This window comes from Tabrizicola sp. (assembly GCF_041911175.1).
Taxonomy (GTDB): domain Bacteria; phylum Pseudomonadota; class Alphaproteobacteria; order Rhodobacterales; family Rhodobacteraceae; genus Tabrizicola.
The window spans coordinates 1-19,777 of the sequence record NZ_JAYRPN010000152.1; the positions used below are offsets into that span (position 1 = coordinate 1).

18 protein-coding genes and 1 pseudogene are annotated in these 19,777 nt (G+C 63.5%); 8 read left to right on the forward strand and 11 right to left on the reverse strand.

The window, feature by feature from the left end:
- Positions 1-975, reverse strand: a 975-nt coding sequence (locus tag ACE3P6_RS20965; protein ID WP_374398381.1) for a S49 family peptidase, incomplete at its 3' end; no start/stop codon positions are given.
- An 87-nt stretch (positions 976-1,062) separates the two neighbouring features.
- Between ACE3P6_RS20965 and ACE3P6_RS20970 the strand changes: the two genes are divergently transcribed.
- A complete protein-coding gene (locus ACE3P6_RS20970) occupies positions 1,063-1,311 on the forward strand; it encodes an AbrB/MazE/SpoVT family DNA-binding domain-containing protein (RefSeq protein ID WP_374398365.1) in 249 nt (82 codons plus the stop codon).
- Entirely contained in the window at positions 1,308-1,706 is a 399-nt protein-coding gene (locus ACE3P6_RS20975; protein ID WP_374398366.1) for a PIN domain-containing protein, read from the forward strand. Before ACE3P6_RS20970 ends, ACE3P6_RS20975 begins: the two co-directional genes overlap by 4 nt.
- A 14-nt stretch (positions 1,707-1,720) precedes the next feature.
- On the opposite strand, the gene ACE3P6_RS20980 is transcribed toward ACE3P6_RS20975, so the two are convergent.
- From ACE3P6_RS20980 to ACE3P6_RS20995, 4 genes are read right to left on the reverse strand one after another with little or no spacing between them, the layout of a single operon-like run.
- Positions 1,721-3,232: a phage portal protein gene (locus ACE3P6_RS20980; RefSeq protein WP_374398367.1), complete on the reverse strand. Its 1,512-nt coding sequence runs from the start codon at positions 3,230-3,232 to the stop codon at positions 1,721-1,723.
- 2 nt (positions 3,233-3,234) lie between these two features.
- Positions 3,235-3,450, reverse strand: a complete 216-nt coding sequence (locus ACE3P6_RS20985; protein WP_374398368.1) for a phage head-tail joining protein — start codon at positions 3,448-3,450, stop codon at positions 3,235-3,237.
- Positions 3,450-5,501, reverse strand: a complete 2,052-nt coding sequence (locus tag ACE3P6_RS20990; RefSeq protein ID WP_374398369.1) for a phage terminase large subunit family protein — start codon at positions 5,499-5,501, stop codon at positions 3,450-3,452. The genes ACE3P6_RS20985 and ACE3P6_RS20990 overlap by 1 nt, the downstream gene beginning before the upstream one ends.
- The gene (locus ACE3P6_RS20995; RefSeq protein ID WP_374398370.1) at positions 5,449-5,985 is read right to left on the reverse strand and encodes a hypothetical protein; all 537 of its coding nucleotides are present in this window, start codon (positions 5,983-5,985) and stop codon (positions 5,449-5,451) included. Before ACE3P6_RS20995 ends, ACE3P6_RS20990 begins: the two co-directional genes overlap by 53 nt.
- Positions 5,986-6,119: 134 nt before the next feature.
- Between ACE3P6_RS20995 and ACE3P6_RS21000 the strand changes: the two genes are divergently transcribed.
- From ACE3P6_RS21000 to ACE3P6_RS21010, 3 genes are all read left to right on the forward strand, one after another.
- Positions 6,120-6,335, forward strand: coding sequence for a hypothetical protein (locus ACE3P6_RS21000; protein ID WP_374398371.1), 216 nt, complete (start codon positions 6,120-6,122; stop codon positions 6,333-6,335).
- A gap of 111 nt (positions 6,336-6,446) precedes the next feature.
- The gene (locus ACE3P6_RS21005; protein WP_374398372.1) at positions 6,447-6,674 is read left to right on the forward strand and encodes a hypothetical protein; all 228 of its coding nucleotides are present in this window, start codon (positions 6,447-6,449) and stop codon (positions 6,672-6,674) included.
- Between the two features lie 95 nt (positions 6,675-6,769).
- A complete protein-coding gene (locus tag ACE3P6_RS21010; protein ID WP_374398373.1) occupies positions 6,770-7,327 on the forward strand; it encodes a DUF3489 domain-containing protein in 558 nt (185 codons plus the stop codon).
- 51 nt (positions 7,328-7,378) lie between these two features.
- Here the strand turns inward: ACE3P6_RS21010 and ACE3P6_RS21015 are convergent, their stop codons facing one another.
- Genes ACE3P6_RS21015 through ACE3P6_RS21030 form a run of 4 tightly spaced genes read right to left on the reverse strand, consistent with a single transcriptional unit; the run spans position 7,379 to position 10,465 of the window.
- Complete coding sequence (locus tag ACE3P6_RS21015; protein ID WP_074556146.1) at positions 7,379-7,576, reverse strand: hypothetical protein; 198 nt, start codon at positions 7,574-7,576, stop codon at positions 7,379-7,381.
- 44 nt (positions 7,577-7,620) lie between these two features.
- Complete coding sequence (locus ACE3P6_RS21020; protein WP_374398374.1) at positions 7,621-7,836, reverse strand: hypothetical protein; 216 nt, start codon at positions 7,834-7,836, stop codon at positions 7,621-7,623.
- Positions 7,833-9,206 (reverse strand): site-specific DNA-methyltransferase, encoded by a 1,374-nt coding sequence (locus ACE3P6_RS21025; RefSeq protein ID WP_374398375.1) that lies wholly within the window; start codon positions 9,204-9,206, stop codon positions 7,833-7,835. Before ACE3P6_RS21025 ends, ACE3P6_RS21020 begins: the two co-directional genes overlap by 4 nt.
- Positions 9,203-10,465 carry a DNA methyltransferase gene (locus ACE3P6_RS21030; protein ID WP_374398376.1) on the reverse strand — a complete coding sequence of 421 codons (1,263 nt, stop codon included), beginning with the start codon at positions 10,463-10,465 and terminating at the stop codon, positions 9,203-9,205. Before ACE3P6_RS21030 ends, ACE3P6_RS21025 begins: the two co-directional genes overlap by 4 nt.
- A 497-nt stretch (positions 10,466-10,962) precedes the next feature.
- Between ACE3P6_RS21030 and ACE3P6_RS21035 the strand changes: the two genes are divergently transcribed.
- Together ACE3P6_RS21035 and ACE3P6_RS21040 are read left to right on the forward strand one after the other, a co-directional pair.
- Entirely contained in the window at positions 10,963-15,777 is a 4,815-nt protein-coding gene (locus ACE3P6_RS21035; protein WP_374398377.1) for a DEAD/DEAH box helicase, read from the forward strand.
- A 22-nt stretch (positions 15,778-15,799) separates the two neighbouring features.
- On the forward strand, positions 15,800-16,621 hold the full coding sequence (locus tag ACE3P6_RS21040; RefSeq protein ID WP_374398378.1) for a hypothetical protein: 822 nt from the start codon (positions 15,800-15,802) through the stop codon (positions 16,619-16,621).
- A gap of 120 nt (positions 16,622-16,741) precedes the next feature.
- On the opposite strand, the gene ACE3P6_RS21045 is transcribed toward ACE3P6_RS21040, so the two are convergent.
- Positions 16,742-17,182, reverse strand: coding sequence for an antitoxin Xre/MbcA/ParS toxin-binding domain-containing protein (locus tag ACE3P6_RS21045; RefSeq protein WP_374398379.1), 441 nt, complete (start codon positions 17,180-17,182; stop codon positions 16,742-16,744).
- 157 nt (positions 17,183-17,339) lie between these two features.
- On the opposite strand from ACE3P6_RS21045, the gene ACE3P6_RS21050 reads away from it, so the two are divergent.
- Positions 17,340-19,397 carry a DUF262 domain-containing protein gene (locus ACE3P6_RS21050; protein WP_374398380.1) on the forward strand — a complete coding sequence of 686 codons (2,058 nt, stop codon included), beginning with the start codon at positions 17,340-17,342 and terminating at the stop codon, positions 19,395-19,397.
- Here ACE3P6_RS21050 and ACE3P6_RS21055 read toward each other — a convergent pair.
- Positions 19,384-19,777: pseudogene (locus ACE3P6_RS21055) on the reverse strand (hypothetical protein); the annotation flags it as partial. The gene ACE3P6_RS21050 and the pseudogene ACE3P6_RS21055 sit on opposite strands and share 14 nt — an antisense overlap.

Genomic DNA, 19,777 nt, shown 5'->3' on the forward strand with positions numbered 1-19,777 from the left:
CGCAGGCTGCGCATGGTCTTCGGGGGCGGTGGTCATCGTTGGGCCCTTTCCTCTGGGGGTGGATGCGCCGCGGGGTGCGGCGGCGAAAGCGCGGAAGGCGGTGACGGGATCGGCCACCTCATCGGCCAGACCGGCAAAGACGGCCGCCTCTCCGCGGAAGACGGCGGCCTCAGTGCCCAGCGCCTGGATTGTGTCCAGGCGGCGGCCACGACCCTCGGCGACGGTTTCGGCGAAGAGCTGCCGAAGGTCCTCCAACTCGCCCGCGATCCGGTCGCGGACGGCCTCGGGCAGGGGCTGGTAAGGGTTCGCATCGACCTTGCGGGCACCCGCATGGATCAGCGTGACGGCGATGCCCTTCTGGTCGAGCGCCCCGCTCATGTTGCTGTGGATGGCCACGACACCGATGCTGCCGACTGCGCCGGTGCGGGGCAGGATGATCCTGTCGGCCTGGGAGGCCAGCGCATAGGCGGCCGAGAGGGCGTGGTCGGCGACAAAGGCCTGTACTGGTTTCACCTGACGCGCGGCACGGAGGCGATCCGCCAGATCGAAGGCTCCGGCCACCTCGCCGCCGAAGCTGTCGATGTCGAGGGCGATGCCCCGGACGGCCGGATCGGCCAGAGCGGCCTCCAACTGCGCCGCGATACCCTCGTAGGAGGTCAGGCCGGAGGATTGCCCGATCCATGCCCCGCGATGCACCAGCGTGCCTGCGATCTCGATCACAGCAATCCCATCCACGACCGCGAAGGGCTGGCCGCCGCTGCGCACCTGGCGGTTGGTCAGGTCGTCGCCAAAGAGCGAGGCCCGGGCGGGCAGGGTAGCTGTATCCTGCGTTTCGGGGTCGATTTCGACCCCCTCGACGCTGATTTCTCTACCGGTGATCCTGGGACCAAGGCCGGTCAAGAAGGCCAGCGCCTTGGCAGGATCGACCATCAGCGGCGTGTTGAAGATGCGCTGGGCGATCTGGGTGTGATGCATGCGCATGACGGTGCGATCCAGGTTCATTGCGAGGAAGGTCTGCTTCAGCTAAGGTAAGGCGTTCACACAAAACGTAAGGAATCGGCCATGCGGGAATCGACCGTCACGTCCAAGGGTCAGACCACGCTGCCGCGCGATGTGCGGGCAGCGCTGGGTCTCAACCCCGGCGACCGGGTGCGCTACGTGATCCTCGATGGCGAAGTGCGGCTTCTGAAGGCCCGGCCGGTGAGTGATCTCGCCGGGCTCTTGCGGCGGCCAGGCGCTAAACCGGTCACCCTCGAGGCCATGGACGAGGCAATTGCCGCGGGTGCGGTGGACGAGGGCGGCCCCGCGTGATTGCCATCGACACCAATGTCCTTGTCCGCTTCCTTACGCAGGATGACCCGGATCAGGGCGCCATTGCGCGCCGCTTCTTTGCGGGACTGACCGTCGAGAGCCCCGGATTTGTCGCCCGAGAGGTGCTGGTCGAGCTCGTCTGGGTGCTGGAGCGTGCCTATGGCTACAACCGGGCCGAGATCGCGTCCGCGCTGGAGGGGATGCTGGCTGCGGCCGAACTGGAGGTCGAGGCCAGCGACGATGTCGGCGCGGTGCTTCACGCCTATCGCGATCAGGGTTTCGGGTTCGCCGATCTGATGATCGCTGCTGCAGGCCGACGCGCCGGGGCGGAGAGCCTCGTGACCTTCGACCGCAAGGCGACCCGGCTTCCCGGCGTGGAACTGCTCGACGGCTGACAGGTGAGGAGCGGTCAAGCCTGGTCCTCCGTCCGGGGGTCCCGGTCCTCGCCATCCTCTTCCTGATTGTCGTGGTCCTGCTGATCCTGCCGCTGGCCCTCGGCATCGCGCGGCCCGGCACCGCCACTCGCCGCCTGCGCGGGCGACCCCGGCCGCCGGAAGTCGAGGCCGAGTTCCGCCTCGCGCTTGCGTTCTGCCGCGATTTCTCGGTCCACCTGTTCAGCGTCGTATCCGCGTTCGGCGATGGCCTGCGTGCGGGATTTCAGGCCCGCCTCGATCTGCAGGATCTCAGCCGAGGCGTCCTTGGCGGGGTCGATCCAGTCCCATTTCGTCGGAAGCCAGTCGCAGGCGAGGTATTGCCGCCGGTCGCTGGCGTAACCCGGCAGGTCGATGGCGCCCGCCAGCACCGCCATGTCCATCCACCGCGTCCAGACGGCGCGGCAGAGCTGATAGACCATCACCGAATGCTGGAAGGCCGAGATGCGGCGGCGGAAGTCCACCAGCGCGATCCGCGTGTTCGAGAAGTTGCCCTTCGCCGTGTCGCCGGTCAGATAGCCATAGGGCACGCCCAGCGCCGCGCCGATCTGCAGGAGCGTCCGGTACTGGAACGGTTCATAGGTGCTGCCCGAGTCCGGCGTCGAGGGCGTCGTGACATCCTCGCCCGGGTCGAGCCGTACCACCTGGCCAGGTTCGACCTCGAGATCGTCCTCGGCCGGATCGAGGGCCGTTTCCGGGGCGGGCGAGGTGATGAACATCGCGAACATCGCCGCGGTCTTCTTCCGCTCCAGCTCCGCGTCGTCATAGAGGTCGAGGGTGAAGAGCTTCACCACGGCCGCGGCAAACCGCGATACGCCCCGCAACTGACCTGCCTCGACAGGGTCGAGGATATGGATCACCTCGGACGCGGGCACGCGCACTGTTTCCCCGGCCAGCCCCGGATCGGTCACGTCGCCGGGGTGGCGGCGCAGGAAGTGGTAGGCCACCCGCCGCCCGATCCCGTCGAATTCGATCCCCTGCCGGATCGACCCCGCGCCGGGTAGCACGCGGGTCATGTCCTGGGGCAGCATTTCCGAGGGCAGCATCTGCAGCTGCATCGGCACGGTCAGCCTGTCTTCCGGCCGCCGGGCGCGGATGCGCAGGAAGACTTCGCCCGCGAGGAACACCTCCCGCGCCGCCCTGCGCTGCAGCCCGAAGAAATCGGTCAGCCCCTCGGCATCGGCCTCATCCGTCCAGGCAAGCCAGAGCTTCTGCAACTCCTCCTTCTTCGCGGCATCAGCGATCTTCGACGAGGGCTTGATCCCGTCACCGACGACATGGTTCGCAAAGGCATCGACGGCGTTCGCGGCATATCCGTTGTTCCGGACCAACCAGCGCGCCCGGGCGGTGATGGTTTCGCCCGAGGCAGCGATCAGAGTGTTCACATGCGCCCGGGTGGCGCGGAAGCCGCGCATCCGGCGGTGGGACTGCGCGGCGTCGAAGCCACCGATGATGGACCCGAGCCGCGCGCGGAAGGCGTCGAGAACCATGGTCACAGACCCTTCGTGGCCACTGTGCCCCAGCGGCGGCGCCGGGAAGAGTTGCCGCTGGCCGCCGCAATGCGCCCTTCCAGATCACGGATCGCGGCGGCCAGTTCCGCGTCCGAGCCATAGGTCACGGTCTTGCTGTCGTAGCTGACGCTGCGCAGCCCGGCGAAGCGGGCTTCCTGCAGCGCGGTCAGCAGGGCCTGCATGCGTTCCAGGTCCATCAGTCCCTCATGAAGCTCGGGGTGTAGGCCCGCCGTTTCCGGCGCGGCGTGGTCAGGGTCCCGGCCTTGGGCTGGGCCGGATCGGGTGGTGCGGCGTCGGTCGCGACGGCCACTGGCAGGCGGGTTTCGACGCCCGCCTGCGCCTCGAGTCGCCGCCAGGTCGCCTCGTCCCACCGGTCGGCACCGAGGATCCAAGCGGCGGCACGGGCGTAGACCCGGCAGTCCAACGCCTCGTTCCGCTCGCGCATCTTCTGCCATTCCTGATGGGCATAGCCGCGCTTGTTGCGGATGGTGACCAGCTGTTCGGCCACAAGCTGCTTCAGCCATTCGGTGTCGGCCCAGCCGGGAATGTGGATCGTGCCGGGGGCGTCCAGCACCCCGGCGTCGCGGTCCTCATCCGAGGGCCGTTCGATCCGCAGGAAGCGGTAGGTTTCGGCCTTGAACGTCGCCGTTGCCACCGACCAGAGCCGCGCGCCCCGGCGCAGACGTTTCCCGCCGATGGTGGCGTCAACGAAGGTCGGCCCAGACACGGGTGCCGACCGGTTGAAGCCTTCGAGACCCTTCAGGGGTGCCACCTGCTCAAACCCGACCTTGCGCGACCAGGCATAGACCGCCGCGGCCTCGTAGCCGGTGTCGATGCCAAGCCGCGCCAGGGTCATGAACGCGCCGTTGGCATGCTGCCAGCTGCGCCCGAGCAAGGCGGTCAGCTTGTCCCAAGCGGTAGGATCGTCAGGCCCGCCGGGAATGACGATGTGATCGACAAGCCAGCTTTCCAAGCTCCGGCCCCAGGCCCAGATGTCGACTTCGATCCGGTCCCTCTGCACATCGGCCCCGGCAGTGAGGAACAGCCCCGCCATGGGGACCGTGCCCGGCTTCCAGGCTTCGCGCCGATCCGCCAGCCGCTGCCATTCCGGCGCATCCCCGCTTTCGACCCATGTCTCGCCCAGAAGGGTGTTGCGCGCGGCGCGCAGCGTCTCGTCCGACCCTTGGGCCGCCAGCCATTCCCGCGCCACGTCGGACCAGCTTTTCCACCCCAGCGGTGAATAGAGCGCCGAGAGGTGGAAGCCGATGGCCTTCGGATCCCTGGAAACCGTTGTCGCCCGCCATTCGCCGCGGGCCAGCATCTCCGTCTTGTGGTGCTCGGCGATGGGGCGTTCGCAGCCCTCGCAGTGATAGGCGGCGGTTTCCGGTCGGCCCTTCGCCCAGCGCAGGCGGTCGAATTGCAGCCACTGCATCGCGCCGCAATGCGGGCAGGGCACGAAATAGCGGCGCTGGTCCGACGCCTCGAACTCGCGCTCGATCCGGGACAGCCCCCGGATCGTCGGGGTCGAGACCATGAATACCTTGCGCCGATGCGAGAAGGTCGTGGTCCGCGCCTCGGCCAGCGTAACCGGATCGCCCTCCTCGTCGGCCGAGGCGGGATAGGCATCGACCTCGTCCAGAAACACATAGCGCGCGGGCATCGACCGCAGGCCGGTGGCGGAATTCGCTCCGGTCAGCACCAGAATGCCGCCGGGGAATTCCTTCGACAGCATCGAGTTGCCCGCATCGCGGGATCTGGCTGGGTTCACCCGTTCGCGGAGCGCCGGGCTATCCGCGATCAGCGGATCAAGCCGGCCCCGTGAAGTGCGCTTCGCCAGTTCGAGGCTCGGCAGCACCGCCAGCATCGGCCCCGGCGCGTGATGGATGACGAAGCCGATCCAGTTGTTGCCCGCTTCGGTGGCCCCGACCTGCGCGGCCTTCATGAAGGTGATGCGCTGGGCGGGATGGCCGGGCGACAGCGCATCCATGATCTCGCGCAGATAGGGCGCGCGGGCCGTGCGATAGCGCCCCGGCTCGGCCGCGCCCCGCGACGACAGCCAGCGATGCTGATCCGCCCATTCCGAGACCGTCAGGTTCGGATCGGGGCGCAGCCCCTGCCGCCAGACCCGCAGCAGATCCTCGGCGCCGTCGAAGCCGAGGTCGAGGTCGGCCGTCAGGTCGTTGTCATCGTCCTCCTCATGCAAGCGAGACCCGGAGGTCGGCGAGGGCGTCGAGCTGTTCGCGGACATGGGCTTCCAGCACCCTCTGCATGATCGCGGTCTCGATCGTCACCGATGCCCCGGATTGCCGTTCCACCTCCGCCATGATCTGCGCCGCCATCAGCGCGGCCACCCGTCCGGGCCAGGTGACCCAGACATCCCGTTCCTGCCGCGCCAGGCGGAAGACAAGGGTCTCCGCCCGGGCACGGTCGACCAGCGTGCCCTTCTTCTTCTGGACCGCCAGCTGGCGTTCCTGCGCCGCGTAGACCGTCAGCGCCGTGCGCGCCTTGATGTAGGACGTCGTGTCGCCGGGGCCGCTGGCCAGCCCGTCACCACCAATCGACCTGCGCTGCTGGTCGGGATCCGTCATCTCCGCTCGCCGCACATCCGAGGCCGCGGCGTTGATCGACCCGTCGTCATGGACCACCAGCCGCCCGTTCTTGCGCGCCTTCTGAACCCCGCCGCGGGAAAGGCCGGAATGGGCCGCATACTCGCGTTCGCTCATGCCTTTCATGGCGCTGCGATGTCCATCAAGATGTTGAAAATAAACAGGAAAAGACAATCATTCCCGTTGATTGTCTCCCCCTCCAGAGCGATTCTGTTGTCCATCAACAGGCCGCATCGCGCCGATCCCAGGAGGGCTTCACCATGACCACGACCACCATCCGCATCGACTATTCCGCCCTTCCCGAGGGTTTCGACCTGAGCCGCCCGGACGCCATCGCCGAGGTCATCGAGCAGGCGTTGCGCGAGATCGGGATCCTGGCGGACGCCTCCGACGTCCTCTCGCACCTGAAGATCGAATTGCCGACCGCCCAGCTTGGTGCCGCCAGCCGCACGCTGGCCGAGATGCGGCTGATCTGACCGGAGCGATCAGAAAGCACTGATATTGCTCCGATTTGCCTACGATCATTCGCCCGACAGAGCGATGGTGTTCGCACCGGAACGATGCAACTCACCGAAGGATGCCCCGCCATGACCACCCGCCGCGCCACCGACAAGTCCAAAGCCCTCGACGCCTTCATCGCCGCGAAGGCCGAGATCGACACCATGCTGGAGCGCCTGAAGGCCCTCAGCGACGACCACTTCGAAACCCACCCCGACGAGATCCATTGGGGCCATGTCGGCACGCTGAAGCACTACGCGGGCCTGCTGCGCCAGATCACCGACAGCGCCTTCAAGGAGGGCGAACACGCCGCCTGACGCGCCCACGCCGCGCGACGGCCGCCCCGTCCGACGACGGGGCTTGCCTTCGTAGAAGGCGCGCACACCGCGCGCCCACAGCCACGGAGGCCCCGATGACCACCCCGTCCGACACCCAGTCCCTGATCCTGTCCCGCGCTGCGACTCGGCCGGGCAACCTCGCCCTGCCGCTGCCCGAGGGGCTGGTCGGCGCCGCCGCCAAGATGGTGGTCGGCAAGATGATCGCCCGCGGCTGGCTCGAGGAGGTCGAGGCCAACTTGCGCCACCATGAGCCGATGTGGCGCGAGACCGGTGACGGCCACGGCACCACGCTGATCGCGACAGAAGCCGGGCTGGAGGCCATCGGGATCGAGCCGGTGGTGGCAAGTGCGGTTGTCAGCGCACGAAGGGCGAAGGCAATGGCGGAACCCGCGTCCGACAACACCGGCACCGCGAAACCCGTCGCCATCCGCGCTGGCACCAAGCAGGCCCAGATCATCGCGATGCTCCAGCGCCCCGAGGGCGCGACGGTCGCCGAGATGGTCGAGGCCACCGGATGGCTGGCCCACACGGTTCGCGGCTCGATCTCGGGAGCCTTGAAGAAGAAGCTGGGCCTGCCCATCGCCGCGGAGAAGGTCGAGGGCAGGGGGACGGTCTACAAGCTGCCCGCCTGACCATTGCCCGCAAGCCGTGTTACCCCGCCGCCCCGCCCGGGCGGCGGTCCTTCATTGCCACGACAGCAGATCGCGGGCTGCCGCCTGCAAGATGTCCTGCGCCATCCGCGGCTCGCAGGTGTAGATCCCGCCCGGTTCCGGCTCGCCTACATTGTCTTCGAACCACGCGCGGCCCTCGTCCGAGATCGGACGCAGGACGACGATGGTCCCGTGATCGTTGATTTCGATGTGCTGCCAGCCTTCGGACATGAGGCGAGGCTACCAGTCGCGGGCCCGCCGCGCCAGCGATCCGGTCAGTCCCGCCGCCAGCGTTCGAACAGCCTGCGCAGGACATAGCCGCGCACCAGCGATATGCCGGTAAATGCCAGACCGATGGCCAGCTGATCGCCCAGCGCGATGTGGATGCCGAAGACTGGAAACACCACGATCTGCATTCCGACAGCGAGTGCATAGCCGACGATCACGTTGGTTGCAGCCTCGACCAGCGACATGCGGCGGGACTGGGTCATGCGCGCTTTCTCGACCGGCGCGCAGGCTTTGTCGCCGCCTCGGCTTCCTTGACCCGGCTGGCTGTCCGCCCGGTCGCCATCTCCCAGCGCCGCACGGCGACGTCGCAATAGACAGGGTCCAGTTCCACCGCGCAGCAGCGCCGCCCGGTGCGTTCCGCGGCGATCAGCTGGGTGCCGGAGCCGCAGAAGGGTTCGAACACCAGGTCGCCGGGGTCGGAGAAGGCCTCCAGCACAGCCTCGACCAGCGCCACGGGGAACACGGCCGGGTGCGATCCGGCGGCACCCAGACCACCCTTGTGGCGCATGATCCGGAACACAGAGTCCGGAATGCGGTGGCTCTGGATCGCGTTGCCGTAGCCGGTCTTGCGATGAACCGTGCCGTCCGCCCCGCGCAGGCCGCCGCCGCCGAGGGTTTCGCCTGCGTGCTTGCTCTCGACCGTCTTGTTCGGCCTCCGGGGCTGGCGGTTGAAGTGGAAGATGAACTCGTGCGACGGTGCGAGGCGGCCGTTCCAGTCGCCGGGCAGACCCGGCCCCTGGTCCCAGACATACCAGCCGAAGCGCCGCCAGCCTTGCGCGCGCATCCAGTCGACCCAGCCCTCCCAATACGGGATCCACTCGCCATCGCGATGGACGAGGCCGAGATTGACCAGCAGTTGCGCATCGGCGGTGACCGGCGCCGCGGCAAAGACGCCCTGCATTAGCGCGTCCCAATCGCCGACCTTTTCCTTCGCCACCCCATAGTCGCGCTGCTGGGCGTAGGGCGGGGAGGTGAACATCAGCGATGCCTGCGCCCCGTCCATCAGCCGCGTCACCACGGCCGGGTCGGTGGCATCGCCGCAGATCAGCCGGTGATCGCCCAGCGCCCAGATATCGCCCGGGCGTGTGATCGATTCGGCCGGGGCCTCGGGGATAGTGTCGGCTGTGTCATCGTCGATGGGCGCGCGGTCGTCGGCATCGTGCAGCAGCGCGTCCAGTTCATCCTCCGGGATCCCGATCAGCCCGAGGTCGAAATCCTCGGCCATCAACCCGCGCAATTCCTCGAGCAGCAGCGCCTCGTCCCACCCGCCCAGTTCGGTCAGCTTGTTGTCGGCGATGCGATAGGCACGGCGCTGCGCCTCGGTCAGATGGCCCAGCACGATGACCGGCGCCTCGGCCAGCCCGAGCTTCGCCGCCGCCAGGACGCGGCCGTGGCCCGCAATCAACTCGCCGTCGGCCGCGACGAGGCAGGGGACGGTCCAGCCGAATTCGGCCATGCTGGCGGCGATCTTTGCCACCTGGTCAGCGTCATGAGTCTTGGCGTTACGCGCGTAGGGGCGGAGGCGGGCCAGTGGCCAATGCTCGATCGGGCCGCGCAGGAGGGGCGCGTTCATGCGGCGAGCCGCTTGGCCTTCAGGGCGGTGAAGGTCTCGCCGGTTTCCGTCAGTACCGCTTCCTGACCCGTAAACGACTGCCACCGTTCGATGGCCACATCGACATAGGCCGGGTTCAACTCGACCCCGAAACAGACCCGCCCCGTGGTCTCGGCCGCGATCAGCGTGGTGCCGGAACCCATGAAGGGCTCGTAGACTGCCTGGCCAAGGCTGGAATTGTTCAGGATCGGGCGGCGCATGCACTCGACCGGCTTCTGGGTGCCGTGCACGGTGTCGGCATCCTGATCCCGGCTAGAGATCTGCCAGAGGGTGGTCTGCTTGCGGTCTCCGGCCCAGTGACCCTTGCCCTTGGCGCGGACGGCATACCAGCAGGGTTCGTGCTGCCAGTGGTAATCGCCGCGGCTTAGGACCAGCCGGTCCTTTGCCCAGATGATCTGCGACCGGATGGCGAATCCCGCGGCGGTCAGGCTGTCCGCCACGGTCGCGGCATGCAGCGCGCCATGCCAGACATAGGCGACGTCACCAGGGAACAGCGCCCAGGCTTCGCGCCAGTCGGCGCGGTCGTCGTTCAGCACCTTGCCGGTACGTCTCGTCTTCGCTGCCCCGGCTTGGTTGCGCCAGGAGGGATCGTACTCCACGCCATAAGGCGGGTCGGTGACCATCAGCAGGGGCCGCACATCCCCGAGCAGGCGCCCAACGACATCGGCCGCGATGCTGTCGCCACAGATCAGCCGGTGCGCTCCCAACTGCCAGAGGTCGCCCGGCACCGACACTGGCGTGACCGGAAGCTCCGGAACATCGTCCTCGCCGTCGACCGGGCCGTCGCCGCACAGCGCCTCGGGATCCCGCAGCAGCGCGTCAAGCTCATCATCGTTGATGCCGAGCAGGGTCAGGTCGAAATCCTCGGCCAAGAGCCCCGCGATCTCGTCGCGCAGCAGGGCCTCGTCCCATTCGCCCAGTTCGGTCAGCTTGTTGTCGGCAATCCGGTAGGCCCGGCGCTCGGCCTCGTCGAGATGGCTGAGCCGGATCACCGGCACCTCGGTCAGCCCGAGCATGGTGGCGGCCAGCACCCGACCATGGCCCGCGATCAGTTCGCCGTCGTCGGCCACCATGCAGGGCACGGTCCAGCCGAACTTGGCCATGCTGGCGGCGATCTTCGCGACCTGGTCTTCGCCATGCATCTTGGCATTGCGGGCATAGGGGCGCAGCCGGGCAATCGGCCAGGATTCAACCTGGCTCGGCGCGAAGACGAGGTCCATGGGATGGGGCTCGGGATGTGGGGGAGGGGAAACGAAAAGCGCCCGCGAGGGGGTTCCTCCGGGCGCAATTCTTCGATGATCAAGGGGTAGGTCAATGGGGGCAGGTCTGTCAACCCGAAAAAGTGAAGCGGATTCAACAGCTTCTAACGAATTGGCTTTCCGCGGTGGCTTCCCGCTCCTTGGCTTCCCCGGAGGTGGCTTTCCTGGCTTCCCGCAAGGAATCCACCCCAGCCAGATCGTGATTCCGCAAGCTGCTGATCTGACTCAAGAATTCCGGCATCAGGGCGCGAGGTGGCTTCCGCCTGGCTTCCCCGGTGAAACTGCCTCACGCTAGCGAACCGCCGCGCTGCGCCCCCCCGCATACGTTCTGGGCCGGGGAGGAACCAGAGGAGGGGGGAGGGGTGCCGCGACCTCGCAAGCATTTGCTCTGCACTCTCCCCTTGCGGTGGTGATGCTCGGAATGGTCTAACTGAGACGGAGTAATGACGAGGGTGGGCATGAGCCACAAGGGTATTGATCGCATTCTTTCTCAGTTTCGGGAGCTGTCGAGCGACGAGAGAGGGAAGGGCAGGCTTTTTGAGCGCTTGATTGCGAACTATCTTGTCACCGACCCCCAATACTCTGATCTCTTGGAACACGTCTGGCTTTGGGAGGAGTGGCCTGACAGAAAAGGGGCGGACAATGGAATTGACCTAGTAGCGCGCGAAAAGGTGACCGGTGATTACTGGGCCATACAGTGCAAGTTTTTTGATCCAAGCTACACAATTCAGAAACCAGATATTGACTCGTTCCTCTCTGCGTCTGGGAAGCAATTCGCAACTAATGACGGCAGCAAGCAGTTCTCACGACGGATTGTTGTTTCCACCACGGATAAATGGAACAGGAACGCAGAGAACGCGATTGAAGGGCAGACCATTCCGGTTTCTCGGATAAGCCTGTCCGACCTTGCGGAAAGTCCGATTGACTGGAATCAGTTTAGCCTGACTCGCCCGGATCTTATCCGCCTGCAGCCGAAAAAAGTTCCTCGGCCCCACCAAGAGGAAGCGATAGCGGCGGTCCTAGACGGATTTCAGTCGGTCGACCGCGGAAAGCTGGTCATGGCGTGCGGTACTGGCAAAACCTTCACGTCACTGCGATTGGCTGAAAGCGTGGTGCCCGAAGGCGGGAGGATCTTGTTCCTTGCGCCCTCCATCTCGCTTGTGGCGCAGACGTTACGGGAGTGGACAGCGCAGGCGCACGACCCGATCCATGCTTTCGTTGTCTGTTCTGACAGTAAGGTGGGGCGCGACGAAGAAGATCTCCGCACCCATGATCTAGCCTATCCGGCGACGACCGACTCCCGTAAACTGGCATCGGCAGCACAAGCCTTGACGCAAGGCCGACGTATTGTCGTCTTCTCGACATATCAGTCGATTCAGGTCGTTGCTGATGCCCAGCGCGCTGGGCTTGGTGATTTCGACCTGATCATCTGCGACGAGGCACATCGGACCACCGGCCTGACCCTGCCGGGCGAAGACCCGTCTGATTTCGTGAAGGTCCACAGCAACGGCGTGGTGCGCGGCGGGAAGCGCCTCTACATGACTGCCACGCCCCGCATCTATGCCGATGCGTCCAAGACCAAGGCGGATCAGAACGAAGCCGTCCTATTCTCAATGGACGATCCTGACACCTTCGGCCCGGAATTCTATCGGCTGGGCTTCGGCAAGGCCGTCGAGCGCGACCTGTTGTCGGAATACAAGGTGCTGATCGTCGCAGTTGAACAGGACAAGATGGGCGATGTGGCGAACCGCTATAACCGCGCCTATCGCCTCGACGACAAGAAGGCTATCGACATCAATTTCGCCACCAAGATCGTGGGAAGCTGGAAGGGCCTGTCGAAAAAGGGCCTCGTGCTCGTGGACGAGGACGGCGAACAGGAAGCGCTGACCGAAGACACCGAACCAATGCGTCGCGCTGTGGCCTTTTCGCGTTCCATCAAGGCATCGCAACAGATTACCGAAGTCTTCGGGAGGTTGGCGGAGCTTTACACGGCATCGTACCAGCTGGAGGACGCCCCCGGCATGGTGGACTGCCATCTGCAACATGTCGACGGAACCATGAACGCACTTCAGCGGTCTTCGGCTCTGGACTGGCTGAAGGACAATCCGGGTTCCGGCAAGTGCCGGATCCTGTCTAACGCGCGTTGCCTCTCCGAAGGGATCGATGTGCCCGCCCTGGACTCGGTCGTGTTCTTTGACACGCGTGAATCCATCGTTGACATCGTGCAGTCGGTCGGGCGCGTCATGCGCAAAGCCGAAGGCAAGAAGTACGGCTACATCATCCTGCCCGTCTGCATGCCGTCCAAGAATGTGGCCGATTACAACGGCTACATCGAAAGCGATCCGCAATTCCGCAGCATCTGGAAGGTGATCAAGGCCCTTCGTGCACATGACGACAGCCTGGTCGACGAGGCCGAGTTCCGCCGGAAGATCAAGGTGGTATCGGGCGGCGAAAAAGGTGGTGAGGGTGAAGGCGGCGAAGGTGGCGGCGATACCCTGCCCCTGGATTTCCCGGCACTGCCGATCGATGCCATCAGCGAAGCCGTCTATGCGGCCATCCCCAAAAAGCTGGGTGACCGCGAATATTGGAGTGAATGGGCCAAGAGCATTGGCCCCGTAGCCGAACGCCTGATCGCCCGCATCAAGGCGATGATCGCGGGCAGCGCCGAGGTGGCCGAGGAATTCGCCCGCTTCGTGAAGGGCCTGCAAGACACCCTGAACCCCGCCGTCTCGGAAGATGACGCCATCGAGATGCTGGCGCAGCACATCCTTACCATGCCGGTCTTCCAGGCGCTGTTCGCGGGCACTGATTTCCCTGCCCACAACGCCGTCGGCAAGGCGCTGGAAGCCGTCGTCCAGAAACTGGATGCCGGATCGGTGGATAGCGAGACCGAGGGGCTGCAGCGCTTCTACGACAACGTGCGCGAACGCATCAGCCTGGCGAAAAGCGACAAGTCGAAACAGGACATCATCCGCAACCTCTACGACACGTTCTTCAACAATGCCTTCCCTCGCATGGCCGAGCGGCTGGGCATCGTTTACACGCCAGTATCGGTGGTGGATTTCATCCTGCGCAGCGCCGATGCCGCACTTCGCCGCCACTTCGGGCAAAGCCTGTCAAGCGAAGGGGTGCAGATCCTTGATCCCTTCACCGGCACCGGCACCTTCCTGGTGCGGCTGATCCAGTCGGGGCTGATCCCGCCCGAGGCGCTGGAACGAAAATATGGCGGCGAGCTTCACGCCAACGAACTGGTGCTGCTGGCCTATTACATCGCCACAGTGAACATCGAGACCGCCTATCATGGCGCAACCGGCACTTATCGCCCGTTTGACGGCATGATCCTGGTCGACACCTTCCAGATGACCGAAGACGGTGATCTGGTCGACCGCGTGGTCCTGCCGGAAAACAACGAACGGGCCGAACGGCAGCTTGCCCAGCCCATTCAGGTGATCGTCGGCAACCCGCCCTATTCAGCGCAGCAAGACAGCGAGAATGACGACAACAAGAACCTGAACTATCCGACGCTGGATGCGAAGATCAGGGGCACCTATGCCGCCAAGTCGAATTCCAAGCTAGCCAAGAACCTCTATGACTCCTACGTCCGCGCGATCCGATGGGCCTCTGATCGGATCGCGGATCGCGGCATCGTCGCCTATGTAACGAACGGTTCATTCGTGAACGCAAATAACATGGACGGGCTTCGTCTTTCGCTGGCGAGCGAGTTCAGCCATCTCTACATCTTTAACTTACGCGGTGATCAGCGCACTTCTGGTGAGCAGTCAAAGCGCGAAGGTGGCAAGCTCTTTGGTTCAGGCTCCCGCACTCCGGTTGCTATCACGCTTATGGTGAAAGATCCTACTCACGAAGGCCCCTGCCAATTACACTACCATGACATTGGCGATTACCTTAGCCGTGAAGAAAAACTGGCCATCGTGGACGACTTCGCCAGTATCGACCGGATGCCTTGGCAACGCGTGCGCCCGAATACCGAAGGCGACTGGATCAATCAACGGGACCCGGCCTTTGACGCCTTCGTGCCCCTAGGCGACAAAGACAGCAGTTCTCCGTCCGTGCTCTTTGACTTTTATTCTTACGGGGTCATTACAAGCCGTGATCAGTGGACCTACGACTCTTCGGCTCAAAAGCTCGCAGATAAAATGCGCCGAATGATTGCGACCTATGAGACAGAGCGGGAGCGATATGCTGCTGTCTGCGCTGGTAAGCTGAAAGACGAGCGCCCCCCGCTAGAAGGCGTCGTCGACACAGATGCCCGGAAAATCAGTTGGTCGCGGGCCCTTAAGGCTGATGCGACAAGGAACAAACCCCACGCCTTTGAACAAGATGCCATTGTGCAAGGGGCCTATCGCCCGTTCAATCGTCAATGGCACTACTTCAACCGCCGCTTCAACGAAATGGTTAACCGCGTTCCTGCCATGTTCCCGACGCCGAGACACGGCAACATCGTTATCTCCAGCACGGGCGTTGCAGATCGCAAGGGCTATTCCGCTCTGGTGACGGACCACGTTCCCAACATGCACCTGACCGACACCGGACAGTGTTTCCCACTCTACTGGTATGAGCGCGTTGACGAGGCCGAAGGCCAGCCCCAGGCCGAGATGTTCACTGATGCCGCCCAGCCCGATGCAGACGGCTACGTCCGCCGCGATGCGATTTCCAACTGGGCGCTGGACGAGTATCGCCGCCGCTATGGCGACGAGACCATCACCAAGGAAGACATCTTCTGGTATGTCTACGGCATCCTGCATTCGCCCGAATACAAGGATCGCTTCGCCTCCGACCTGAAAAAGATGGTCCCTCGCATCCCCTTCGCCGCCGATTTCCGCGCGTTCAGCAACGCAGGCCGAGAACTAGGCAAATGGCATCTGGGCTATGAGACGGTGGAGCCTTACCCGCTCGAGGAAGACTACAACCGCCTGGTCATGGAAGATTCCGACTGGCGCGTTCACAAGATGGTCTTCGGCAAGCGCGGGGGCGAAAAGGACAAGTCCGTCATCGTCTTCAACCAGCATGTCACCCTGAAAGGCATCCCGATCGCTGCCTACGACTATGTGGTGAACGGCAAATCCGCGCTGGAGTGGGTGATGGAACGCTATGCCGTGAGCATCCACAAGGAGAGCGGCATTCGAAATGACCCTAACGACTGGTCCGACGACCCGCGCTATATCGTCGACCTGGTGAAGCGGATCACCCGCGTCAGTTTGGAAACTGTGCGCATCGTGGGTGCCCTGCCACCGCTGAACGAACAGCCGTGATCCACTTGGGCTGGAGAGCAAAATGAAGATTGCAAACCCATTGAATCCGATACAGGTCGAGTTCAACGAACTCTGCACCAAAGGCGGCGGGGCGGGTGGAGGCCCCGCGCGAACCAAGGTTCAGGAACTGCTGCACAACGGCAGCAAGACACTGAACGCGATGGCATTCGACGAAATCTCACAGCATTTGAAAACGTTTTCGTCAGCGAACCCGTGGCACGTCTGCTTTGCCGTGGGCTTGGGTTGGGGACATCTGGCGAAGATTGACGAAGACTTCACTGCGGCCGCTATCGAGGTTCTGACTGACCTCGACCCCGCAGCCCTGAGTGTGGCACGGACATTCCACCTCGAGCGCGGACCGACACCCATCGAGCAGTCTCTCCGGGGTGGATACCTGATGTTTCAACGGGTGAAGTTGCCTGCGGGACTTCCCGACGACTTGAAAATGATCGGTCGTGCGCAAGAACGATGGCTGTCGCCCCTTGTGTCGCCATCAATCGACCGGCCCAAATACATAGGGAGTTGGAATGCGACTGCCATGTTCATGGTGGCCTTGTTTTCAAAGCCCGCGCTGGCGGCGACATTGATCAATCGGGAAGTTATGCTTCCCCCCGGTGGCCCTATCTTTAACGGTCTGAAAATCCTGCACAAAGCCAAGATTCTCAAGAATCCGCCATCTGGGAACGAACTGGACGATGAGGCATTCGAACCTGGCTCGATCTACGAGAACAATGCCTTGATGGCGGAACTTCTCCAAGGCAGGTCGGGTTGGAGCATGATCGACGTTCACTCTGGCCTCTACATGCTAGGTACCCGATACCCCCCATCAAAGGATTGGGCTTGAAGTGACAATTCAGGCCGCAGAGGAGCTGTTTGGCAGGGCGCTGCAGGAAGTCATTGGTGAGGTGAACTGCTCTAGCCCCATTGGAGCGCCTAAGTTGAAAACTCGTGTTTTTACCGAAGTTTAATGGACAGCCAGTTCCGTGACCAGATAGTCGCGTATTTCGACCAGGTCAGTGATCTCGCCGCGCACCATGATATCCAAAGCGCTGTACGCCCCGAAGGCCACGCTGGGCTGGCGGATCCATTTGTAACCACGGGCAGGTTCAGTAAACAACGTGCGCAGTGCCTTATGGATGCCCATCAGGATCGCCATCCTCGCGCGAAGGTCACGGTCGATCGGCCCGATGTCGCCGATCTTCCAGCGCGCCCATGTATGCTCGTCCATGTCGCCAAGCAGCACGCGCGCCTCGCCATCCGTCAGGTCCCATGCGCGGAACAGGTTGACGGTGGTGCGCGCGAGGGCCTCTGCTTCCTCGTCCGTGATGACGGCGAAGTCGGGTTGCTTCGAAACTGATGGAACCGATGCGCGGCGCATGACGCTCCCCTCTTCTGCCGCCAGCATGGTCGACGGGTGTCATTTGGCAAGCCTCGATTTCCTCGAGACGGCGGCGGCATTGCTGTCGACAGCCTTTGCCGTGATCCAACAGGCGGCCGAGCTGGTGACTCGATGCCATCAATCACGTAGGGTCCAGAAAACATAAGCAATCTGGAGCCAGTGCATGAAAGCTGCCGAAACCCGCGTCGACCGATTCCTGGCCAGCAGCGAGACAGCTTTCGCCATCCCCGTCTACCAGCGGAACTACGACTGGACCCGGGTGCAGTGCCAGCAGCTGTTCAACGACATTCTGGCGATTGGCGCAGACGACACCCAGTCAGGGCATTTCATCGGCAGCATCGTCTATGTCCATGACGACGTTTACACGGCTTCGGGTCTTCGCGAACTGACGATCATCGACGGGCAGCAGCGCCTCACCACCCTGACGTTGATTTTCATAGCGCTTTACCGGCACGCTATGGCGACGGGGAAGGACCAGCAAGCCCAGCGCATTTACAAGACCTATTTGATCAACGAATTCGCCGAAGACGCCGAGAAACTGAAGCTGAAGCCCACTGACAACAACAAGGTGGCCCTGGCGCAGATCATGGATCCGAAAGAAGCGATCAAGGCGAGCGGCTATTCCCGGCTCATCGAAAACTTCCGCTTCTTCCAAGCGCGCATAACTGATCCCAATTTCGATGTCGTTCTGCGCGGCGTGTCGAAGCTGATCTTTGTCGACATCGCACTCGATCGACAGAAGGACAATCCGCAGCGGATCTTCGAAAGCCTGAATTCGACGGGCCTTGAGCTGTCGCAGGCTGATCTGATCAGAAATTACATTTTGATGGGATTGCCCCGGAAGGAGCAGGAGCAGGTTTTCCGGAAGTTCTGGGAGCCCATTGAGGCGAACGCCCGGAATCGAGAGGTGAACGAGAGCCGAGTGTCAGATTTCATCCGTGATTTTCTGACGCTGAAGCAGAAGGATATTCCGAACAAGGGGGCAGTCTATGCCAAGTTCAAGGAACGCTACCCAGTGCCGAACTCGGCCGACCTTATGGATGCCCTCGAAGAGCTGCGCGAATTCTCCCATGTCTACGCGCGCCTGCTGAACCCTGACCTTGAAAGCGACCCCGAGATCCGACGCGAGCTGGGCTACATCCGGACGCTGGAGGTCAACGTGGCCTTCCCGTTTCTGATGCCAGTCTATCGGGATTTCACTGCCGGGATCATCTCCCGCGACGTGTTCGCGGCCGTCCTGCGGCTGGTTCAGAGCTACGTCTGGCGCCGGTTCATCCTAAGCTTGCCGACAAACGCCTTGAACAAAATTTTCATGAGTTTGTACGACCGGGTGGACCCCGCAGAGTATCTGATATCGATCGAACGTTCCTTGATGCAACGCGGCGGCAGCCAGCGCTTCCCGCGGGACGCCGAGGTGATCGCAATGTTGCGGGAAAAGGACATCTACAGCACGAAAAGCCGGACGAGGACATATTTCTTCGACCGCTTGGAAAACCACAACAACAGGGAACTGGTGGACGTCACGGTTCCTGGCATCACCGTCGAGCATATCTTCCCGCAGAACCCAGAGCCTGCATGGCGAAGTGCTTTGGCCGCTGACGAGTACGCCTTGCTCGGCGAGAAGTACCTCAACACGATTGGAAACCTCACGCTGTCTGGGAACAACGGTCGATTGGGGAACAAACTCTTCGTCGATAAGCGGGACATGAACGAAGACGGTGGCGAGCAGGGATACCGGTTCAGTCGCCTTTGGCTCAACCGCGACCTTCAGGCCCTCGACGGATGGGGCGTCAAGCAGGTCGAAGCGCGGGCGGATCGTATTGCAAAGCGCTTTCTGGAGGTCTGGCCTGCGCCGGCCATCGAAGTCGTCGCAGAGACGAACGGAGACGAAATCAACATTTTCGATGCGGAAGAGCCCCGGTTCAAGCGCCTGGAGTATGCGGTCTTCCTCGGTGCCCGCTTGAACGTGACGCAAGTCGCCAAGCTGTATGTCGAGGTGCTGGAACAGCTTCTGGTGCTTCAGCCCGAGGCGTTTCAAGGCACCAAGCTTGGTGAACGGATACAGCTGACGTCCGAACCTGATACGTTGCGGCAAGCCGTTCGGGTGGCGGAGGGGTATTTTGTCGAGGGCAATATCGACTCCACCAACAAGTTTGAAAGAATGAAGCTGGCTCTGTCTGAATTGGGGATGGAGGAGGAGCTCTTCATCAAGTTTGCATAGGCGGCGACACTGGTTTGGGTTGTTGACACGCCCAAGGCCGCGCCTTCGGCATCGCCGCCGATACCTCAACTTCGCGCAGCATTCCGCCCGCGATCAGCCCGTCCCGCACCCAGCCCAGCGCCTGCCACCAGTCGTCGTAGCCGCGTCGGGCGGCCTCGATCTGATGCGGGTGGGGGGAGAAGGTGACCGGGCAGGCCAGGATGTCGATGGTCTTCCATGTGGCGCGCGCGCCCGGGCCGCGCACGCGGATGCGCTCGGTGCCCACGACGATGGTGCCCACATGCGTGCCATGCTGGTTCTGCTTGACGATGGTGGGCACGCAGCGCGGCACAGCGCCGGGCATCCAGTCCGGGGTCAGCCCGGCGCGGGCCAGTTCGGCA

What these genes read in the sequence shown, in the direction of transcription:
- ACE3P6_RS20970 (WP_374398365.1), top strand. Translation starts at nt 1,063, where the DNA reads ATGCGGGAATCGACCGTCACGTCCAAGGGTCAGACCACGCTGCCGCGC.
- ACE3P6_RS20980 (WP_374398367.1), bottom strand. Translation starts at nt 3,232, where the DNA reads ATGGTTCTCGACGCCTTCCGCGCGCGGCTCGGGTCCATCATCGGTGGC.
- ACE3P6_RS20985 (WP_374398368.1), bottom strand. Translation starts at nt 3,450, where the DNA reads ATGGACCTGGAACGCATGCAGGCCCTGCTGACCGCGCTGCAGGAAGCC.
- ACE3P6_RS20990 (WP_374398369.1), bottom strand. Translation starts at nt 5,501, where the DNA reads ATGTCCGCGAACAGCTCGACGCCCTCGCCGACCTCCGGGTCTCGCTTG.
- ACE3P6_RS20995 (WP_374398370.1), bottom strand. Translation starts at nt 5,985, where the DNA reads ATGAAAGGCATGAGCGAACGCGAGTATGCGGCCCATTCCGGCCTTTCC.
- ACE3P6_RS21000 (WP_374398371.1), top strand. Translation starts at nt 6,120, where the DNA reads ATGACCACGACCACCATCCGCATCGACTATTCCGCCCTTCCCGAGGGT.
- ACE3P6_RS21005 (WP_374398372.1), top strand. Translation starts at nt 6,447, where the DNA reads ATGACCACCCGCCGCGCCACCGACAAGTCCAAAGCCCTCGACGCCTTC.
- ACE3P6_RS21010 (WP_374398373.1), top strand. Translation starts at nt 6,770, where the DNA reads ATGACCACCCCGTCCGACACCCAGTCCCTGATCCTGTCCCGCGCTGCG.
- ACE3P6_RS21015 (WP_074556146.1), bottom strand. Translation starts at nt 7,576, where the DNA reads ATGTCCGAAGGCTGGCAGCACATCGAAATCAACGATCACGGGACCATC.
- ACE3P6_RS21020 (WP_374398374.1), bottom strand. Translation starts at nt 7,836, where the DNA reads ATGACCCAGTCCCGCCGCATGTCGCTGGTCGAGGCTGCAACCAACGTG.
- ACE3P6_RS21025 (WP_374398375.1), bottom strand. Translation starts at nt 9,206, where the DNA reads ATGAACGCGCCCCTCCTGCGCGGCCCGATCGAGCATTGGCCACTGGCC.
- ACE3P6_RS21030 (WP_374398376.1), bottom strand. Translation starts at nt 10,465, where the DNA reads ATGGACCTCGTCTTCGCGCCGAGCCAGGTTGAATCCTGGCCGATTGCC.
- ACE3P6_RS21035 (WP_374398377.1), top strand. Translation starts at nt 10,963, where the DNA reads ATGAGCCACAAGGGTATTGATCGCATTCTTTCTCAGTTTCGGGAGCTG.
- ACE3P6_RS21040 (WP_374398378.1), top strand. Translation starts at nt 15,800, where the DNA reads ATGAAGATTGCAAACCCATTGAATCCGATACAGGTCGAGTTCAACGAA.
- ACE3P6_RS21045 (WP_374398379.1), bottom strand. Translation starts at nt 17,182, where the DNA reads ATGCTGGCGGCAGAAGAGGGGAGCGTCATGCGCCGCGCATCGGTTCCA.
- ACE3P6_RS21050 (WP_374398380.1), top strand. Translation starts at nt 17,340, where the DNA reads ATGAAAGCTGCCGAAACCCGCGTCGACCGATTCCTGGCCAGCAGCGAG.